12 protein-coding genes and 1 tRNA gene are annotated in these 19,716 nt (G+C 52.2%); 3 read left to right on the top strand and 10 right to left on the bottom strand.

The genetic code is table 11. The annotated features are described in order from the left end of the window. Positions 1 to 11 precede the first annotated feature (11 nt). Both NQF64_RS00900 and polA read right to left on the bottom strand, forming a co-directional pair. The gene (locus tag NQF64_RS00900; RefSeq protein WP_266106184.1) at positions 12 to 677 is read right to left on the bottom strand and encodes an SCO family protein; all 666 of its coding nucleotides are present in this window, start codon (positions 675 to 677) and stop codon (positions 12 to 14) included. 23 nt (positions 678 to 700) lie between these two features. Beyond that, positions 701 to 3,505, bottom strand: coding sequence for a DNA polymerase I (polA, locus tag NQF64_RS00895; RefSeq protein ID WP_266106183.1), 2,805 nt, complete (start codon positions 3,503 to 3,505; stop codon positions 701 to 703). Here polA and NQF64_RS00890 point away from each other — a divergent pair. Together NQF64_RS00890 and NQF64_RS00885 are read left to right on the top strand one after the other, a co-directional pair. Next, positions 3,435 to 4,583 (top strand): alpha/beta fold hydrolase, encoded by a 1,149-nt coding sequence (locus tag NQF64_RS00890; protein ID WP_266106182.1) that lies wholly within the window; start codon positions 3,435 to 3,437, stop codon positions 4,581 to 4,583. The two genes, polA and NQF64_RS00890, sit on opposite strands and share 71 nt — an antisense overlap. 66 nt (positions 4,584 to 4,649) lie before the next feature. After that, positions 4,650 to 4,726: transfer RNA gene (locus NQF64_RS00885), tRNA-Arg, on the top strand. A gap of 74 nt (positions 4,727 to 4,800) precedes the next feature. Here the strand turns inward: NQF64_RS00885 and NQF64_RS00880 are convergent. Continuing rightward, entirely contained in the window at positions 4,801 to 10,053 is a 5,253-nt protein-coding gene (locus tag NQF64_RS00880; protein ID WP_266106181.1) for a type ISP restriction/modification enzyme, read from the bottom strand. Between the two features lie 325 nt (positions 10,054 to 10,378). On the opposite strand from NQF64_RS00880, the gene NQF64_RS00875 reads away from it, so the two are divergent. Continuing rightward, complete coding sequence (locus NQF64_RS00875) at positions 10,379 to 10,807, top strand: EamA family transporter (protein WP_266106180.1); 429 nt, start codon at positions 10,379 to 10,381, stop codon at positions 10,805 to 10,807. Between the two features lie 53 nt (positions 10,808 to 10,860). Here NQF64_RS00875 and NQF64_RS00870 read toward each other — a convergent pair whose 3' ends face one another. The 7 genes from NQF64_RS00870 to NQF64_RS00840 all read right to left on the bottom strand — a co-directional run bounded on the left by NQF64_RS00870 (position 10,861) and on the right by NQF64_RS00840 (position 19,672). After that, a complete protein-coding gene (locus NQF64_RS00870) occupies positions 10,861 to 12,291 on the bottom strand; it encodes an amino acid permease (protein ID WP_099026181.1) in 1,431 nt (476 codons plus the stop codon). A gap of 128 nt (positions 12,292 to 12,419) precedes the next feature. Then, entirely contained in the window at positions 12,420 to 13,937 is a 1,518-nt protein-coding gene (locus NQF64_RS00865; protein WP_266106179.1) for an alginate export family protein, read from the bottom strand. Between the two features lie 261 nt (positions 13,938 to 14,198). Further along, a complete protein-coding gene (locus tag NQF64_RS00860; RefSeq protein WP_266106178.1) occupies positions 14,199 to 15,728 on the bottom strand; it encodes an alginate export family protein in 1,530 nt (509 codons plus the stop codon). A gap of 176 nt (positions 15,729 to 15,904) precedes the next feature. Further along, a complete protein-coding gene (locus tag NQF64_RS00855; protein ID WP_155579131.1) occupies positions 15,905 to 16,945 on the bottom strand; it encodes an SDR family oxidoreductase in 1,041 nt (346 codons plus the stop codon). Between the two features lie 87 nt (positions 16,946 to 17,032). Continuing rightward, complete coding sequence (locus NQF64_RS00850; protein ID WP_266106177.1) at positions 17,033 to 18,274, bottom strand: glutamate-5-semialdehyde dehydrogenase; 1,242 nt, start codon at positions 18,272 to 18,274, stop codon at positions 17,033 to 17,035. A 25-nt stretch (positions 18,275 to 18,299) separates the two neighbouring features. Beyond that, the gene (locus NQF64_RS00845; RefSeq protein WP_266106176.1) at positions 18,300 to 18,950 is read right to left on the bottom strand and encodes an invasion associated locus B family protein; all 651 of its coding nucleotides are present in this window, start codon (positions 18,948 to 18,950) and stop codon (positions 18,300 to 18,302) included. A gap of 35 nt (positions 18,951 to 18,985) precedes the next feature. Continuing rightward, positions 18,986 to 19,672 (bottom strand): hypothetical protein, encoded by a 687-nt coding sequence (locus NQF64_RS00840; protein WP_266106175.1) that lies wholly within the window; start codon positions 19,670 to 19,672, stop codon positions 18,986 to 18,988. Positions 19,673 to 19,716: the final 44 nt, after the last annotated feature.

Here is a 19,716-nt window from a genome sequence, read left to right as displayed (position 1 = left end):
GCGGCGGTCCTTTATTGGCTCTTTTGCTGAGGGTGAGCCATGAGGTGCTCTAACCCAGCCTTCAACGCCGTTGAATCATGCGTAACAGGGAGCATCCCAACATAATGGCCCTCTGGGTCCATGACCACAAAGGACGGCGCAGGCTTATAATATCCAGCCCCCCGTTCCTGCTCATAAGGGGCATGGAACAAGCGCGTCATCGCTTGGGTCATGTTCTGGGTCGCAAAAACGGGGAAGATATGCGGGGCCACCCCCATGACATAATCCTTCAGCCCATCAGAATCCTCCGCCTTTGCATCTAAGGATACAACAAGGGGGAGGACCTTCCGGCCCTGTGCCTTCATGCTCATAAGGGTGGCATCCAAAGCCTTTAAAGGCGGCTGGCATTGGGCAGCAGGGCAACGCGGGTCCACAAACCACACCACCATCCACGCCCCGCGGAAGTCCCCTTCCGTCACCATTCCCCCCCCAAGGGAGAAGACACGGAAAGAGCCACCAACCTCATTACCCTGTTTATGGAGCCGCGCCCCTTCATCATGACCAGTGGAGAGATAATACCCCCCCAAACCTAACAACCCCGCGACCAGCAGCAAACCCGCTATAATCGCCCCAATCTTCCAACCTAGATATTTTTTTGGCTCCACCCCGCCCGTACCGTCACTCTGCACGTCCATCATGCTCCTTACTATGACCTCAAACCTCAATGAGCCTCAGCCCAATTATCCCCAAGCCCCGTCTCCACCACCAAGGCTACATCCTTTAACGAGGCCGCTTGTTCCATCACATGCTTTACCAAAGCGGCTGTTGCCTCAGCGTCCTCATCGGGGACTTCGAACAATAATTCGTCATGCACTTGCAACAACATACGCGCTTTTAACCCGGCCTCAGCCAAAGCACGCGGTACCTGCACCATCGCTTTTTTGATGATATCAGCCGCCCCGCCCTGCAAAGGCGCGTTAATCGCCTGCCGCTCCGCATAGGACCGCTGCGCTGCCTGCCGCGCTTGCATCCCCGGCACATAACAACGCCGCCCAAAGGGGGTCAGGACATAACCCTTCTCGCGCGCCTCTTCCTTCATCGCCTCCATATAGGTACGGATGCCGGGATAACGCTCAAAATACGCCTCAATATAGCGTTTGGCCTCCCCTTGGGGCACCTGCAACTGACGCGCCAACCCAAAGGCTGAAATACCGTAAATAATACCGAAGTTAATCGCCTTCGCCCGCCGTCTCGTCAACGCGTCCATCCCTTCTAAGGGGATATTAAACACCTCGGACGCTGTACGGGCATGAATATCCTGCCCATGACGAAACGCATCTAATAATGGGTCAATCTGCGCTACCTGAGCCAATAAACGCAGCTCAATTTGGCTATAATCCGCAGAGAGCAGCTTATGCCCCGGTGCCGCCACAAAAGCCTGCCGAATACGCGCCCCTTCCTCCGTGCGGATAGGAATATTCTGCAAGTTCGGCTCATTGGAGGAAAGCCGCCCTGTTGTGGTTGTCGTCATCTGAAAGGTCGTATGCACACGCTGGGTTTTCGGCTCCATCAGCTTAAGCAGCGCATCCGCATAGGTGGATTTCAGCTTTGCCAAACGCCGCCAATTTAGGATAGCCGTTGGTAAATCATGCCCTTGTACAGCAAGCTCCTCCAACACGCGGGAATCTGTCCCCCATGCGCCGGTTTTCGTCCGCTTGCCCCCCGGCAGACCCATCTCATCAAACAGGATTTCCCCTAATTGTTTAGGCGAGCCAATATTAAAGGGCCGCCCGGCGCGGTCATAAATCCCCTCCTCCATCTCCGCCATGCGTGTTGCGAAATCTTCCGAGAGACGGCGCAATTCCTCCGCATCCACACGGATGCCAGCATCCTCCATCCCCTCCAGCACGGTGATGAGGGGACGCTCCATCTCCTCATACAAGGCGGTGGCTTTCTGCCGTGGTAAGGTCAGGCGCAATATCTTCCACAAACGCAATGTTACATCCGCATCTTCCGCCGCATAAGCGGTTGCTTTATCCAACGGAACTTGCGTAAAGGCGATGCGATTCCGCCCCGTGCCCGTAACATCATCATAAGAGATGGGCGTATGGTCTAAATGCAGGCGGGAGAGCTCATCCATCCCCTGCCCATGCGCCCCAGCAGACTGCGCGTAAGACAGCAGCATCGTATCATCCAGCGGCGTAATAACCTCCAATCCCGCACGACGCAAAATCGTGAGGTCATATTTCGCGTTTTGGAAAATCTTCAACACCGCCTCATCAGCCATCAATGGGGCAAGCAGGGCGAGCGCATCTTTTACAGCGAGCTGCTCCCCAACAGGAGCCTCCAACGTGCCTTCATGACGGAACGGCACATAGCACGCCTTCCCCGGTGCAATAGCGAGAGACAAACCAACAATCTCCGCCGTGCGTGCATTCAGGCCCGTTGTTTCCGTATCCACCGCAACAAACCCAGCCTTATAAGCGGCCTCCACCCATTGTTGAAGTGCCTCCTGCGTTGTCACCGTCTCATAAGGGCCAAAGGGAGCCTCACTGCGAGGCACCATATCGCCCTCCACCTCAGCCTCGCCACTAGAGGCTGGGCTCACATCAGGCTTATGCCGCGCTGGCGAGCGGGCCTTGCCTCCAAAACCCATGCGTTGAAGAATGGAGGAAAAGCCCATGCTCTCCAGCCAATGCCGCAACGTCTCGGCATCAGGTTCGCGGGGACGTAGCTCATCAACAGGGGTCGGCACAGCGACATCATCCGCTAATAAAACCAACTGGCGGGAAATACGGGCCCCCTCGGCGTGGTCAATTAGGTTCTGCCGCCTTTTAGAAGGCTTCATCCCCGGTGCGGCCTCCAACACCGCCTCTAGCGAGCCATATTCATTAATCAACTGTGCCGCCCCTTTTGGGCCAATGCCCGGCACACCCGGCACATTATCGGTAGAATCCCCCATGAGGGCTTGCACATCCACCACTTTATCAGGCGTTACACCGAACTTCGCTTCAACCTCCGCTAAGCCGATGGGCTTTTGCTTCATCGGGTCCTTCAACATCACCCCCTCACGCACAAGTTGCATGAGGTCTTTATCGGAGGAAATGATGGTGCAATTCCCGCCTTGCTCCACCACCAACCGCGCATAAGTTGCTAGGAGGTCATCCGCCTCCCAGCCGGGTAGCTCAATCGCGGGGATGCCGAATTGGTCCGTCGCTTGGCGAATGAGGTCGAATTGCGGGCGTAAATCCTCCGGCGGCTCTGGCCGGTGGGCTTTATATTCAGGATAAATATCGTTACGGAATGTTTTGCGCCCTGCATCGAAGATGACAGCCATAGGCTGGCCCTCATGCTCTTTAATGAGGCGTGAGAGCATATTGGTAAAGCCATAAACGGCATTAACAGGCACACCCTCCGGGTTGGTCATCGGGGGGATGGCAAAAAAGGCACGGAAGATGAAGCCAGAACCATCCACCAAAACCAGATGTGTGTTTTTTGATGTCACGCCGTCCCTCTCCCTTGCCATATTGGGCACATTACTTTTGCTCTATAGGCTCTCTCTAGCGGATTTCCGCCGCTTTAAAAACGCCTCACATGCCGATAAGGCTGTATTTCTCCCTCTCATGCTCTGTTATGCGCTATTTCTAACAGGGTGCAGCACGGGGCCGCGCCCGGAAACATGGCCTCACAGCGCTACAGAATCCGCCTTCATCCCCGCGAGCCTCTCCCTCCCGCTCTCCGATGGTAAGAGTGCGCCCATACGGCTTTACACGCCACCCCAAAACAAGCCCCTACGCGGGGTGATTCTGGCCTTTCACGGCTTTGGGGATAGCCGCGATGCGTGGGAGGTTATGGCACCACCCTTAACGCAGGCTGGGTTCCTCATCGTTGCCCCTGATATACGCGGCTTTGGGGCCTTCCCCACACCACGGACATGGAGCAACACCCAACGCCTCATTGCTGATAGCCTAGCAGAGGCCCAATGGTGCCAGCAACAATGGCCCAAGCAACCGCTTTACCTAATGGGCGAGAGCATGGGGGGTGCTATTGCCCTCCTCACCAGCACTGCACTGCAGGCCCCCCACCCCGCCGGGTTAATCCTCCTCGCCCCAGCCATCATGACATTAGGCCAGCCATGGCAAAGCCTTTTGGAGGGCTGGAATCTCATCACCCCTCAAGCTCGCCTAACAGGGGCCCATATGCCGGGACAGCATATTGCAACGCGCAATATCAAAGCCCTCCGTCGCATGTTTTTCGACCCTCTCACCCGCCATGGCACAACCGTCCACGCCCTCCGGGGGCTAACGCATCTGATGAGCCATGCCGCCCAAGAGACCCCAAAACTACACACACCCACCTTGCTGATATGGGGTGATCGCGACCAATTTGTCCCCGCCTCTGCCACACGTCACCTTATCCAGAGATCACCCCAAGGCCTCCTCCGGCTAGATGAACTCCCCCATGGCTATCACCTCATCTCCCGCGAGCCGCAGAACCGCCCTGCCCGAGACATTCTCTCATGGCTTGAGCAGCCAGGGCATTTCCTCCCCTCCGGCGGGGATAATGCTGCCACCATGTGGCTTTGGCTGGCAGAAACACAGTGAACGCACGAAAAAGCGACAATTCAGGGCTAGGCAAAACAGCAACTTCCCGTTAAAAGAACGGCCAGCGGACCCGTAGCTCAGCTGGATAGAGCGTTGCCCTCCGAAGGCAAAGGTCGCGCGTTCGAATCGCGCCGGGTCCACCATCCAACAGTCCTAAAAGCAAAGACGTTAGGGGCGTATTTCAGCCCCTTGCTAGCCTCTTACCGCTGTCTTTCTCTCACAACGCCATCTTAGGCAACGTGGCTAGCACCTCTCTCGTCTCTAATGCCACATGCAGCACTTTTAAAAAGAGCAAGAGGGGCCATTTAGGGTCTTGAGCTTCGGCACGAGCCCAATCGTTAGGGTCATTGGTGATGGTGGAGCGTTTATCAATCTTGACCTGCTGGCGATCCATCACCCACTCAAGAGCAGATTTACCGTTCACCTGATATTCATAGGCTTCCAGCGGAATACCTGTAATCTCGATGTGATTATTATAAATCAGGTGGGTTTTGTCAGGGATGCGTTTGCCATCCTCACCACGGGTTTTGGCAAAGGCCATCTTCTCGACACGATAAAGCTGCTCCTCCGTAAGGCCCGCTTTGGTTTTGATATGCACATGCGTCGCATCATCCAGCGCGAAATAAGGCACCGCCGCCTCATACCCCAAATGAAGCTCCGCAAGCGCCCGTCCTGCTTTGGAAAATGCCCAGAAGTCATCCTCTGTCTTTACGCAAGGGATACGGGGGAGTTCTTTGGAGAGGCTGGTGGCGTAATGGCTGCGATAATCCGGGGCATGAAGCAGACCATAGATGTAATAAAACACATCTTCTTCATCAAACTGCGCCTTAGGCCATGCTTTACGAAAATAGGCCATGCCCTCTGGCGTGATAGCACTTTTCTTTTTGTAACGAGCCGCATTTGGCTCCTCCATCCCCCCAAACATATCCCCTTCAGGCTGTGTAGTTTTTATGGGTTCATAATGATAGAGGGGGAAGCATTGACTATCTCCAATCAAATGGAGATCAGGAAGATGATCCACCATAATAGGTGGCATGTTATCACTTAGCCCAGCCAAACAAATCACCCTATTCTCCATCCCCACTTCTGGGAAGATTTTGGGAAGTTGAGAGACCCTTTCATTCAGCCTGCGACTAAAGAAAAGGACCTCCTTCGTAAAAGGACGGTACATGCCAACACGCACCTCCCCATCGGAAGTAGATAATGGCTTATCTGCTACTACTGTATCCTGCAAACCACTTGTCCAACTCAGTGCCGCTGTCTCAAAGTCAGGAGAGCGTTTCAGTTCATTTAACCGAGCCTCTTTCTTGCCATGAGGCAAAAGCTCATTGAGCCGTTCCCGCTCAGCTTCATAAGTCGCAACTTGTTGCTCTACACTCTGCTGGATACGCTCACGAGAGAAGTTCCAAACCCATCCGTCACGATTGGTCGCAAGACCTAGAGAATATAAGCCAAAAATACTGTGTTCACCTTTTTTACTCCCCATCGTCATAAAGGCTGAGAAGCTGTCATCTCTCTGGTGTAACCAGTCGCCATGCTCATCAGGTGTCAATGTTTGCCAGCGGCGGAACGTGCCATCAGGGTTGGTTTCTTTCCCCGCATCTGAGGCCTCGCTCGGGATAGCCGCGATAGACCCAAAGCGATGCAGCCAATGGAACTTATCTGTCTCTGGGGCATTGCTTAGGTTTGCCCCAGCGCGTGCATAAGCCTCCTGCGCTGTAAGATAGTCACCAATATCGCAGAAATGGATTTGGCCTTTGCCTGTATGAGTCTTTTTGCGGGCCAGAATGGTGATGGCAACCGGAGCCCGGCTGCCTTGCCCAAAAATATTATCCCGTTCCTGCCGTCGTTGTTCACCTGATGTTCGCGCATTCCCACGCAGGTGGAAAATCCAGATTTCGGAAAATTCACTTTCCAAAGCGTTACGGAGGCCAGTACTGGCAGCACTATCTATGAAGCCTGCATTGGTCACAAACCCTATGACGCCTTGTTCACCTATGCGATCCGAGGCCCAACGAATACTGCGGATATAGCTATCATATAACGACCTCTTTAAATTGGCTTTTGATTTTTGCGTATATGTTTCTTCAATACGCTTATCGAGATATTCATATTTATCATTTTGAACACCTCCTGCCGTCTTGGAACCATTAGAATAAGGCGGGTTGCCCATAATCACCCGGATGGGGGCACTCTCTTGTGCAAGGATGCGGTCACTATTGCCTTTTAGGTAGCCCCCCATGCTGTCATGCAGGGTTCTATCTGTCTGCACATGCTCTGTTAGGTTAAACGTGTCTGTCAGGCAGAGGCCACCAAAGGGTGCTTGTTTGCCTGTACGGGCGGTATAAGAGGTCGCGATATTAATACCCGCTACGTAATAAGCGAGCAGGACAAGCTCATTGGCCCAAAGGCCGGGCTTGCCAAGGATGGCATCTTCTTTCCCGGCGGCCTCATATTTAGCAGCCAGTTTTTCAGTAGGGATGATGTAGTCTCCCTCACTACCATCGGCCTGACGTTGCCGTAGGTCAATCAACCGGGCGATAAAGCTGCCAGTACCGGTAAAGGGGTCCAAAACCGAGACGTTCTCATCCCCCATGCCACAGCCAAACTGCGTCTGAAGCACATGCTCAACAGAGCGGATGATAAAATCCACCACGGGGACCGGTGTAAAGACAATGCCCAGCTTATCAGCTTGTTTTTTGAAGGCCTCTCGGAAGAAATCATCATAAAGCTGGATGGTCAGGGCCTGTCGGCTCTCCGGGCTGGCATCTTTCAGGCGGGCACGGATGCTGTCATAAAAGCTCTCCAGCCCTTGCTGTTCCTTCGTTAGGCCGTTGGCGTAAAGCTCCTGCGTGACGGCATCAAGAGCTTGTGTCATGGGGTTGGAGCTATGACCACCATTTTCCCCGAAAAGAGCATCAAAAACCGGGCCTGTCACAAGGTGCTGGCCTAGCATCTCGATGATTTCACTATCCGGGACGTTCGGGTTGATAGAGGCGTGGATTTCCGCCTTTAGCTTGTCAAAGACCTTCCGGGCCCGGGCGGATGCGTCTTGCAGGGTACGTTCTGCCTCATGCTCGGCCCCAAGGGGGAGCTGACCATCCAAAAGGCGGGTAATGCTAATAATATGCCGGTCCACAATGCGTTTGACGTCTTTAGACCACCGAGCAAAGGGATTACGATTGCCAACCTTCTGCACAATACGAGCATAAAGCGCATCAGCCAGCTTTTCCCGCTGGCCATATTGCATGACAAGCTGCTGGCCGTAATCGGTAATCTCCTCCTCAGAGGCACGTTCATCCGCACCCTGACCATTAAGATGTTTATTCACACTATTGGCGGCGGATTCAGCTTTGCCCTTTTTCTTTTTAGCTGGAATACGAGCTGAGACGCATACGACTTCCATCTTCGTATAGTCCAGCTGGCCACCAAGATTCACACGGTCTAGCTCATCATCCAAAGAAGAATCATGCGCCCGGAGGGCCTGAAGAACCATCCAAACCGTACGAAAGCCTGATGACCCTTTAGCGAAATATTCATCAGCCGTATAACCATGCGGCACCACAACGGGAATAATGATATAGCCACGTTTCTTGCCCGGCGCACGGCGCATCACCCGCCCTACGGACTGAACAACATCCACCTCGCTGCTGCTAGGGGCTAAAAACACCACGGCATCCAATGCGGGGACATCCACCCCCTCAGACAAGCAACGCACATTAGAGAGGATACGACAGACCTCTCGTTTTCTCCCATCTTCATCAATAAAGGGTGGGGCATCATCCTTCAGCCAGTCCAGCCGTGCGCTTTTTTCGGCAGCGTTCATCCCGCCATCAACATGCCTAATCTCGCAATAAGCCCCAGGCTTTTCCTTCTTGGCTGCCTCTTCTGGTAGCTTACTCTTGCGCTTACGGTACTCCTCCACAACATCGGAGAACCCCTTCTCAATCACACGGGAGGCAACATTGCCGCTACGTTTTTTAGACGGATCAATCGTAGAGCAAAAAGCCACCGCCCTATGCATCGGGCGTGTCTCATCCTCACCTCGCATATCATCACGGGAGAGGCCCTTCCATGCGCCAATAATGCGCGAGGCGACATCCAACGTGATGTTATTATCTTTATCAGACAAGGTACTAGGGACGAACTCCGCCACATCGCTCTCTGACACACCGAGAACGACAATCTTATAGGGGCAGAGACGCTCCTTCTTCACCGCCTCAGCAAAAGAGATTTCATGAATAATGGGGCCATATAGCTCCTCATCATCCATGGAATACAAGATTGTATCGGCATCCTTGGCCTTCTCCAACGCGTCGGATGAGAAGATACGCGGCGTTGCCGTCATAAAAAGAGTGCGCGCCCGTTTTATGCCGTCCGGCTGATGAATGAACTGGAAGGCCTTTGTCTCCTCATCTCGCCTTTTAGCACCGCTCGTACGGTGCGCCTCATCGCATATGACGAGGTCCAAAGCAGGCAAACCAAGCTTCTGCGCCTCCCCAATAACAGGCGAAGAATGATAGGTCGAAAAGATGACGATCATCCGCTCATCAGCATCTTTAGCAGAACGCGCTTTGGTAAGGGCGTTTGTCAGGCCGAGGGCATCGGTAGTGGCGGGGTAATCCAAGTCATTTTCCACCCGTCCAACATCATCACGTTTTTTACCCACTTCGCTATCTGAGCAAACGGCAAAGCAGGACAACTTAATAGCAGATTGCTGCGTCCATTCCGTCAATGTCTGAGACACAAGATGAAGCGATGGCGCTAAAAACAGAACAACCTTCCCTTTGCCTGCGAGATTTTCCGCAATTTTGAGGGATGTAAAGGTCTTGCCCGTTCCACAAGCCATAAGAAGGCGACCTTTAGTAGGATGTTCTATAGTCCCCCCCTTCAAGGTTGAGACGGTTTTTACGATGGCTTCCTGCTGTTCTTCACGAGGTGTTTTGCGGGGTAGTAATGTCGGTTCACCCGTCTTGAGATACTGGCTCCAATCTATGGCCGCATTTTCAAGGTCGGAAAGCGTTGTTAAATGGATGAGCGGCTCGACCATCTGCATGGTAGCCTTAGCGTTATCACCCCACTTGCCCGTTGTAGCGATGATCCGACGACTGATGAAGTCCGCACGATTGCTTGCCGCGATGAAGCTATCCAATTCCTTTTTGGAGATTGTATGGCCCGGGCTATAAAATTTGGCCTGAATGGCCTCAAAGCCAGAACCATCCCGCATAACACCAACAAGATCAACCCCCGTATCACGCGCCGAACCACCGGGGATGTATTTTTTAACCCAATCTGCGAAGGTCAAAACCTCCGAGAATAATTCCTGAAACTTCGGCTCATTCTGAAGATAAATTTGGGCCAGTTTTTCAAACCCCGTGCCCCGGTCCCGCTGGCCTGTCTTATGGCCCTGCCCATCCTCATCAAAACTCGCTAGAAGTGTGCGAAAAGCAGTGCCTTGTGAATTGGACATGGGTGGTCTCCGGTTCATAATAGTGTTTTTACACTACACAGTGAAGCAAGGAACGCCAAGCAGGACGGCTCTCATCCTAACTAGCTTATGATCTTTCCTTTTGCTCTGCCTCTCTGCTCACGCTGGGAGCATACCCCCCTGCTGAATATGAGAACTGACACAAACAGTCAGAAGAAACTGTAATTCAAAAAATTACAAAAGATATTACCACCAAAAAGCCCATTAAATAGAGCGTTGGAGACCCGAACCGTTAACCCTAGCAAGCCCCCTTTTCAGACCATCTTCCATATTTTAGAAAAAGATCAGCATAATATGAGGAGGTATAATGCCCTCTACCTCATGGCTCTTTTGGGCCTTACTTTCCGCAGGCTTTGCGGCATTAACGGCTCTGTGCGCTAAGGTCGGTGTTAATGAAATAGATTCCGACCTTGCAACATTCATCCGTACGATCGTCATTCTTGCTATTCTGGCCGCTTTATTGCTGGCGACAGGAAAGTTTCATAATACCGCAGGCTTTACGCCACGGGCGTGCTTTTTCCTGCTGCTCTCTGGTTTGGCGACGGGGGCCTCATGGCTTTGTTATTTCCGCGCCCTCAAGTTGGGTGACGCGGCCCGTGTTGCACCAGTCGATAAACTCAGCGTTGTGTTTGTCGCCTTACTAAGCGTCACACTCTTAGGTGAGCAGCTATCACTTAAAGGCTGGATGGGGATTCTTTTTATAGGGTTGGGGGCTATCCTCGTCTCTACAGGTTAGCCCGCCCATAGGGATGGAAGGAAGCCCCCTCCATCCCTATTTTTATGCCTAACTTAGGCGTTACCGTCTTTAGACTCTTCGTCCTTTGTCTCTTCCTCCGTCACCACAGGCTCAGAGATAGCGACAGGGGCCAAGCGACTCGCAAAGTTACATGCCATGAGATAACACACCACGGCTGTACCAAGGGAGGCAAAAGCCGTTTCCCGCTCGCCGGGGTTAATCAACATGGCCACAAACACCAGGATGATAGCAATCAACGAGGCAATACTCAGATACGGATAGAGCATCATGGTAAAATGCTCACTCGTCCCTGCACGCTTACTACGCCCACGCAAGACAATATAAGACGTAGAGATGAGTGCGTAGGTTAGAAGGATCAACCCACCACTACAGTTCAGCAAGAAGCCGAAAATCTCACTCGGTGCAAAGATGGAGGAGAACGCCACCAACAACCCAGCAATAGAGCTGATCGTAATCGCCATACGCGGGGCCTTATCTGGTGCAGAGCGCACAAGGAAGGCCGGTGCATCACCCTGAATCGCCAGCTCTGTCAAAATACGAGAGGTAATGTACATACTGGAGTTCAAGCAGGACAGAACGGCACTCAAGATAGCAATCTGCATGATGAGTGCAGCACCTGGCACACCCATGACCTTCAACACAGCCACGAAGGGGGATTTACCCGGATAAAGGCTCCACCACGGCACGATCATTGTAATTAAGCAGATGGAGGAGACGTAGAACATCATAATCCGCAGGCCGAGTGTCCGTGTCACACGGGAGACGTTCCCCCCCGGGTCGGATGTTTCAGCCGCCGCAACGGTGGAAATCTCAGACCCCATCATGGTGAACAACACCGTTGGCACAAGGGCAAGCAGCGGCACAATACCATTAGGGAACAAACCACGGCGCCCAAAGAGATTCTCATGCACGGGCACGCCATGACCAAAAACATGCAGGACATAAAGCAATGCCAGCAAGATAAAGGCCACAATGGTGAACACCTTAATGCTGGAAAGCCAGAACTCACATTCACCAAAAATCTTCGGCGCAAAGAAGTTCACTAGCTTCATGCTGATGATGAGCAGAACAGACAAGACCCAAACAGGCAGATGGATCCAATCCCGCAGCATCATGGCCCCAGCGATAGCCTCCGAGCCAATCACCACCACCCAGAAAAACCAGTAAAGCCAGCCAGAAGCAAAGCCGATCCGGTCCCCATGGGCAAGACGAATATATTCCACAAAGGAGCCACGGCCCGGGTCGCTCACAACAATCTCGCCCAGCATGCGCATGATCGCCATGATCAAGAAGCCCACAGCAACGAAAACGAGCGCAATGCCCGGCCCTGCCTTTGCTATAGCCGCACTACTCCCTACGAAAAGTCCCGCGCCAATCACACCGCCTAGGGCAATCATCGCGATATGACGACTCGAAAGTCCTTTATCCTCGGACACGGTTTGATCGCTAGTTGGTTCCTTCATGAAAAGGTCCTTATGATAGTTGGCTGTACGGGGTACCCAGTAAGAAAATGAACACTCCGCTACGGTAGCCCATTTTGTGACATCTCCCGGCAAAATGGAAGGCAGAACAGAAGAAAAGCCTGTGTGCCTTAAAAATGCCGGTAGAAATAGAGTTCCAAAACGCCTGATGTCCCATGCATGGGTGGAACATTCATCCCACTAGGAATCCCTGCTTTTGCAAGGGCCTTACCCCCAGGGCCTGCAAATGCGGCCCCTCCTGTAATGGCTCCAGATGTATTGGCATCAAACGAATATTCAGCAGAAAGATCAACCTCATCCGACATATGACGCCCTACCGTACTCGGCAGGCCAGAGCCACTGGGATAGAGAAAAGAAAGGTCGTAGAAATGCAGACCCAACTTTAATTCATCACCTTTGCGTAATAAATGGATTGGGGGCACGCCTGTCAAGTCCACCTGATGAATTTCCATATTCGAGAGCGGAGCAAGATACATACCCGTAATCTCTCCTGGCCAATAGCCGCCATAAGTATAACGGCGACCATCATAAAGAAAATATGTATCATAATTATGTTTTGTCCGGCTATGGGGATTCTTCCCTCCACTAAAGCGCGTATAACGGTAGAATATATGGGGCTTCCATGGCAGAGATGTAAACGTATATCCCGGCTCTATATAGGTTGCATAGGCACTGACACCTTTATAACCATTACCTGCATGGCTATTTTGTTCAGAAACAAATGTCCCATATAGAGAGAAATGCTTATCAATGCCCCATGTTTTTACAGGAATGAACGTCCCACCCCAACTAAGCTGCGTAACATTCATCCCCTGCCGGTCGGCACGGTTTGCGTAGTCATAAGCGGCTCCAATATTTGCCTTACGTACATGAAAATACGCTAACGTAATATAGGCCGCTCTATCCTCATAAACTGCACCGCCATTACCGCCCTCTTTGCTGCGAAAAAGGGTAACATCAAACCCCTCAAACTTCGTCTCCGGGCGGTCATTATTGCGAGTCTGATTATTATTAGTGTTATTCTCCAACATAAACGCATCGGCACGGATATGCTTACCTTGATATTTAATCACCCCAGGTCCTGCAAAAGCAAAACGTGGCGCATACCACCACGCCCCACGGTCCCCAGAGCTATAAGCCCCCTTCCCCACAAGAAAACCATCATCAATCTGGAACTTTTGTCGCCCCCCTTCGATGATCAACTTCTGGTCTTTATTAAACGGCAAATCGACCCCCAGATTAGCTTCCTCTAACGTGATCGCCCGCGGCGTACGCGTAGTTTGGGAGAGGCTTTCTGCATCCCCATCGCCTAAGGTTGTCGAGCCAATCGCCGATGCTTGGCCAAATACCGTAAACCCCCATGGGGTCTTCCATTGCCCGGAAAGAATTGGCTTGCCATAGAGCTCCGCATAGGTCGTATCTTGAATCAACGCATAACCACCTGAGCGACGTTGCCGATACGACCCTGCTCCATAATTTGTATTTGGTAGAAAAAACGCATCACCCCCAATATCAAGACCAGCCTTGATCGTAATATCTTTGCTCTCCACAAGTGTCTGATCTGCATAAGCATCGGAAAACGCATAAACATTGCCCAATGCGGCAAGCGAGACAAGAAATCTCCGCAATTTCGGTGCCATATTTTAACCTTTTTGGGATGCTCTATCCGTCTTTTATTGCAGCATTATGCTCTTATGTCTATATCACGCTCTTTCTAATTATTAATTTAATTTATAATTACTGTACTATATATAAAAGTGTTCTTTTATTATTTTGAAGCTCATTTTCATTTCAATTCGGCACTAAATCGCCATTCTCGCCATATTTTCTTACAATGAGAAACCAGGCATTTTCACAGCCTAAAATGAACAAACTTTTCTAAAAAAATTTCAAAAATGCTTATAAAAATACAGCTCTACCACACCGGAGGCCCCATGCACCCCCGGCATCGTTTGCCCAGCAGGCACACCAGCACGCACCAACGCCCGCCCTGCCGGGCCAGAAAAAGCCGCCCCCGCAGCAATCGCACCTGATGTATTAGCATCCAACGCATATTCAGCAGAGATATTCACCTCATCAGACATACGCCGTTTTGTCCTCGCTGGCAGCCCCGCCCCGGTAGGATAAAGATAAGCAAGGTCATAAAAATGCAGACCAAGCTTTAGCTCGTCATCCTTCTTCCATAAATGAACAGGCGGCACACCTGTAATATCAAATTGCTGAATCTCCATATTAGATAAAGGCGAGAGATTATTACCTACAATCTCACCCGGCCAATAGCCGCCATAAGTATAGCGCGCGCCATCATATAAAAAGAAGGTATCGTAATTATGCTTTGTCCGGCTATGTAAATCCCTGCCGCCACTAAAGCGTGTATAACGGTAGAATATATGAGGCCGCCAAGGTGCATTTGCAAATGTATAGCCGGGCTCTACATATACAGCATAAGCACTTACACCCTTATAGCCATTGCCTGCATGGCTATTCTGCTCCGAGACAAAATTGCCGTAAAATGTGATATTCTTTGTAAAAGGATGAGCCTTCATCGCACAGGGCGTCCCGCCCCAGCTAAGGGCTACGACATTCATCCCCTGCCTATCTGCCCTGTTGGAGTAATCATAGGCCGCACCTTTATCCGCATGACGCACATAAAAATAGGTCAGCGTAATATAAGCGGCTCTATCACCATAAGTAGAAGCCCCATCGCCCCCCGGCTTACTGCGGAATAACGTAACATCAAACCCAACAAACTTTGTTTCTGGCTTATCATTTCCATAAGTCTGGCGGTTATTACTATTATTCTCCAACATAAATACATCAGAGCGTAAAGATTTCCCCTCATATTTAATGACCCCCGGGCCAGAAAAAGCAAAACGTGGCGCATACCACCACGCCCCTCTCTCACCGGAGCTATAGGCCCCCTTCCCCATCAAGAACCCATCATCAATTTGGAACTTCTGCCGCCCGCCCTCAATAATCAGCCGCTTTGTTTTCGTGAGAGGGATTTTGACACCAAGATTTGCATCCTCAAGATTCACCTGCCGTGGTGTGCCAGAGGTTTGGCTCACACTCTCTGCATCACCATCGCCAAGGGTGGTAGAGCCAATGGCTGAAACTAGCCCAAAAACTGAAAATCCCCACGGTGTCTTCCATGTGCCAGAAAGCATAGGCTGGCCATAAAGCTCCCCAAGGGTGACATTCTTTGTGCGTGTATAGTACCCCCCTTTATGCGGCGCGTAAGAACCTGTCGCAAAATTAGCATTAGGGAAATAAAACGCATCGCCACCAATATCTAATGCAGCATTGATGGTGATATCTTTACGGGAAAGCAGCGTGAGATCAGCATAAGCTTTGGGAAAAGGGATGATCGTGACCGCCATAAACGCTGCATAAAGCAGTTCCCGCGTTTTTACCGCCATGACTATCCTTCTCTCGGTCTCCTTGGCGGCTCTATTACAGCATGTTCGCTCGACAATCCAGAGAATGTTACAGAAGCGAAAAAAGATCTCGCTCTATCCTCCTCTCACCCCAAAGCTCCCCTGCAAGGGGGGCAACCATACAGGCTGCCACCACATTGCATAAGCGGCATTACACCTTACCCCGGTATGCCATCACCGCCAGTAATACCCCAGACTTGCCCCGTCACATAGCTGCTCTCTTGAGACGCCAGCGTGACATAAACCGGGGCAATCTCCACCGGCTGACCAGGGCGGTGGTAAGGCGTCTCCTCCCCAAAATGTTGCACAACTGATTGCGGCTGTGCCCCGCATACTTGGAGAGGCGTCCAAAATGGTCCCGGTGCCACAGCATTCACCCGGATGCCACGTGGGAGAAGCTGCCGGGCCAAGCTATGGGTCATATTGGCTATACCGGCCTTCGTCATCGCATAATCAACCAAAATCGGGTTAGGCTGATACGCATTGCGGGAGGTCGTATTAATAATCGCACTACCCTTTGGCATATGCGGTATGGCCGCTTTTACAAGCCAAAAGAGTGCGTAAAGATTCGTCTTGACTGTCCAGTCAAACTCCTCAGTCGTAAGCTCAAGAATATCCTCACAATAATGCTGCCGCCCTGCATTATTAACCAGAATATCCAACCCACCCAGCGCATCGACCGCTTTATGTATGATTGTCTGGCAGGTTGCTTCCTTACGAATATCACCCGGCAATAACACGGCTTTTCGCCCAGCTTGACGGATAAGAGCCTCAACCTCACGCGCATCACTTTCCTCTTGCGGCAAGTAGCTGATAGCAACATCGGCCCCCTCGCGCGCATAAGCAATCGCCACAGCCCGCCCAATGCCGGAATCCCCACCAGTGATCAACGCCTTACGTCCCGCAAGCCGACCGGAGCCTTGATAATGCGCCTCCCCACAATCTGGGCGAGGGGTCATCGCACTTTGCAGGCCGGGCCAATTCTGCGGTTGTTGCGCAAAAGGGGGAGCGGGATAACGCGTCACAGGGTCCAATAACCCCCCTGCCTCGTGCGTCTGCATAACAGACGGCCCCGCCGCAGCTTGAGCAGATGAAAATAAGGAAAGTGACCCCAAAGCAGCAACACCAGAGACAAAACTCCGCCTATCAACAGCCCGTTGATGCTCGGTTTGGCGGGCATCTTTTACAATGCGTGACATAGAGGCTCCTTCCTCAACGAACGTTTCTAAAACACCCCCTACCCTCTTCTTTCCTCAAGAGGAGGTCAAGCAGCCCTTATCTCATCATTATGGCCGTATATGCCCCGCCCCATGCACCTCATAACGGTAACTCGTTAGTTGAAAAGGCCCAATCGGCCCGCGTGGTATGGCACGCTCTGCCACAATCGCCACCTCTCCCCCAAGGCCGAACTCCCCGCCATCGCTAAACTGGGTCGAGCTATTCCACATCACAATGGCACTCGGAATACGCGCCATAAAATAACGCGCTACGGCTTCATCCTCTGTCAAAATCGCTTCAGTATGGTGGGAGGAAAAACGTGCAATATGCGCTAGGGCCTCGTCAATATTGGCCACAACAGCGATATTAAGCACTTTATCCAACCATTCTGTCGCGAAGTCTTCCTCTGTTGCCGCAGGCAAGGTTGGCAGAAGGGCACAGGCGGCCTCATTCGCGCGAAAGCTACAGCCCTCTGCGCCGAGGTCTGCTACAATCAACGGGAGGAGCTGCGGTGCAATGGCAGCATCTATTAAGAGCGTTTCTGTCGCTCCACATATGCCGGGGCTACGCAGCTTGGCATTACGCAGCACACGCCTTGCCATCATAGGCTCTGCCGCGGCATGAATGTAGCTATGGCACAACCCCGCCGCATGCGCCAAAACTGGCACGCGTGATTCCCGCTTGATACGCTCTGTCAAAGCGCGATCGCCACGGGGGATGATGAAATCAACCAACCCAACAGCCTGCAATAAGGCCGCACGCTGTGCCGCATCCCCATATGGAGTGAGAAGAACGGCATCTTCTGGCAAGCCCGCCTGTCGCAAGCCACGCTGAATCACTTCATGAAGGGCCTGCATACTATGGGCACTCTCCGCCCCACCGCAAAGCAGTATCGCATTGCCTGACCAAAGACTTTGTAATGCCGCATCCCAGCCTATCACCAAGCGATGCTCGAAGATTAAGCTTAACACCCCCAACGCTATGGCAACACGGCGGATTTTTAAGCCATTGGGCCGTTCCCATTCCCCTAGAACCTGCCCAACAGGGTCCTCCATCTCCGCAAGAGCCTCGGCCTTACGGGCCATCCCTTCCAAACGCTCATCTGTTAATGTTAATCGCGCTTGTAAAGAAGGGCTAAGAGCAGGCCCGCCTATATCATGCTGGTTCGCTGCCAGCACAGCCGCCTTATCCGCCCGCAATGCAGCAGCTATATGGTACAGGGCGTCTTGACGCTGTTTTGTCGGGCTTAGAGCCACACTCTGAGCCGCTATACGCGCGCGCTGTGCGAGATGTTGCACCGTCATCGGCATGACCTATCTCCCTCCCTACCCTACATTAGGGGGCCAAGGCTCCTTGGGCGGCCCAACTCTCAATCTCTCTCATCCCAAGCTGAATATCCGCTAAGGAAAAGCTGTAGGACCACGCCTCTCCACGCTTTGTTTGCGCGCTTAAATACCCCGTTTGCCCCGTTGCTAGGGCTTGAAGCTGCTCAGCCGTCAAAGCCTGCTGCACCATGCAGCCCGTACCATCGCATGATTGTATCGTCAGCGGGATAGTCGTCCCTTGGTCAATACGGAGGGACGGCGCAGCCTGCATCCCAAATGGCAAGCGCGTGGGTAAGTTAAAGCTTATCTCCCATGGCTGTTGTGCCAAAGGGGCTGTCTTCATATTCGGTGTGGTGTGTGTAAAGAGGAGAAAACCGCTATCAATCGTTGTGCCGCTCATATGCTCAAGCTGAATAATGCAAAATTGCGTCACTTGTGGGCTGCCTTTGGCAGGATACGCACAACCATAACGCCACGGCCCTGCAAAAGCGGACCGCGCAGCAACGCCCGGATGCTCTGCGGCCATAATCTCCGGCATGCCCCCACCTTTTTGCGTGACAGACGCAACAAGAGCCGCCTCATCCGCCCATGCTGGCAGCGGCATAAAAAATACGAGCAATGCAGCAAGCACACCCCCAAACATATAACCATCATGCCGCATTTTCATTCCTTCCCACACCGCTCTCATACCCCCCCTTATGGCCCTGCTGCTTTTGGGGCCTCACAGGACTGACATTCCGGCTGCGTCTCAGTAAATCTGGTCACATTATCAAGCATGAACCGAAAGTTCATAAAGCCCAGATTGTAGAACCATTTTGTGCCATTCTTCAACGTCACTGTCAGATGGGCATGTTTTGCTTGTTTAAGAGATTGTACAAACGCGTTTGATACCTCGGGGCGAAACGCCGCTTTGCATTTCTTACCGTAACACACATCCCACCCTATTGCCATTGGTGGGCCGTGGTCCACCACAAGCTGTAGAGGGCTGCTCTGGTCTGCCTCTACCATATCTGGGAAGATAACCAGCACAAACCATGGATGCTGCGACGATGGGGCTTCCTCACGCGCTAAGAATATCTCGCCACCTGATAAAAAATTATCTGTTACTGTCCCTCCCATAAAAGGACGACTAACCCAACATTTGTTAACGTTATTATGCCACTCTGGCGTCCCGGGGAGGCATCCCAACCCCCAGCTCCACCAGTTCCGCGCCAAACTCGTCCTTATCGCACCTCTCACCTGCTCAGTACCTGTATCAAAAGGCAGATGAGGATTCCCCCAATCCACGCGCGCAAAAGCGTTGCTGCCCCAACATAAGAGGCAAGCCAAGAGGCCGCTCTTTACCAACGGCATTACCCTCTTTTGCAGAACAAAACGTACCATGATAGCCCCTTACAACAACACCCAGCCTTATAATGAAGGCTGGG

Origin of the sequence: Bombella saccharophila (assembly GCF_026385475.1) — a bacterium.
Classification (GTDB): domain Bacteria; phylum Pseudomonadota; class Alphaproteobacteria; order Acetobacterales; family Acetobacteraceae; genus Bombella; species Bombella saccharophila.
Note: the sequence above shows the minus strand (reverse complement) of the source record. Positions and strands in the feature narration are given on the sequence as shown.

Coding starts and splice junctions, on each gene's coding strand:
- NQF64_RS00900 (WP_266106184.1), bottom strand. CDS start 677: ATGATGGACGTGCAGAGTGACGGTACGGGCGGGGTGGAGCCAAAAAAA.
- NQF64_RS00890 (WP_266106182.1), top strand. CDS start 3,435: ATGAAGCCAGAACCATCCACCAAAACCAGATGTGTGTTTTTTGATGTC.
- polA (WP_266106183.1), bottom strand. CDS start 3,505: ATGGCAAGGGAGAGGGACGGCGTGACATCAAAAAACACACATCTGGTT.
- NQF64_RS00880 (WP_266106181.1), bottom strand. CDS start 10,053: ATGTCCAATTCACAAGGCACTGCTTTTCGCACACTTCTAGCGAGTTTT.
- NQF64_RS00875 (WP_266106180.1), top strand. CDS start 10,379: ATGCCCTCTACCTCATGGCTCTTTTGGGCCTTACTTTCCGCAGGCTTT.
- NQF64_RS00870 (WP_099026181.1), bottom strand. CDS start 12,291: ATGAAGGAACCAACTAGCGATCAAACCGTGTCCGAGGATAAAGGACTT.
- NQF64_RS00860 (WP_266106178.1), bottom strand. CDS start 15,728: ATGGCGGTAAAAACGCGGGAACTGCTTTATGCAGCGTTTATGGCGGTC.
- NQF64_RS00855 (WP_155579131.1), bottom strand. CDS start 16,945: ATGTCACGCATTGTAAAAGATGCCCGCCAAACCGAGCATCAACGGGCT.
- NQF64_RS00850 (WP_266106177.1), bottom strand. CDS start 18,274: ATGCCGATGACGGTGCAACATCTCGCACAGCGCGCGCGTATAGCGGCT.
- NQF64_RS00845 (WP_266106176.1), bottom strand. CDS start 18,950: ATGCGGCATGATGGTTATATGTTTGGGGGTGTGCTTGCTGCATTGCTC.
- NQF64_RS00840 (WP_266106175.1), bottom strand. CDS start 19,672: ATGGTACGTTTTGTTCTGCAAAAGAGGGTAATGCCGTTGGTAAAGAGC.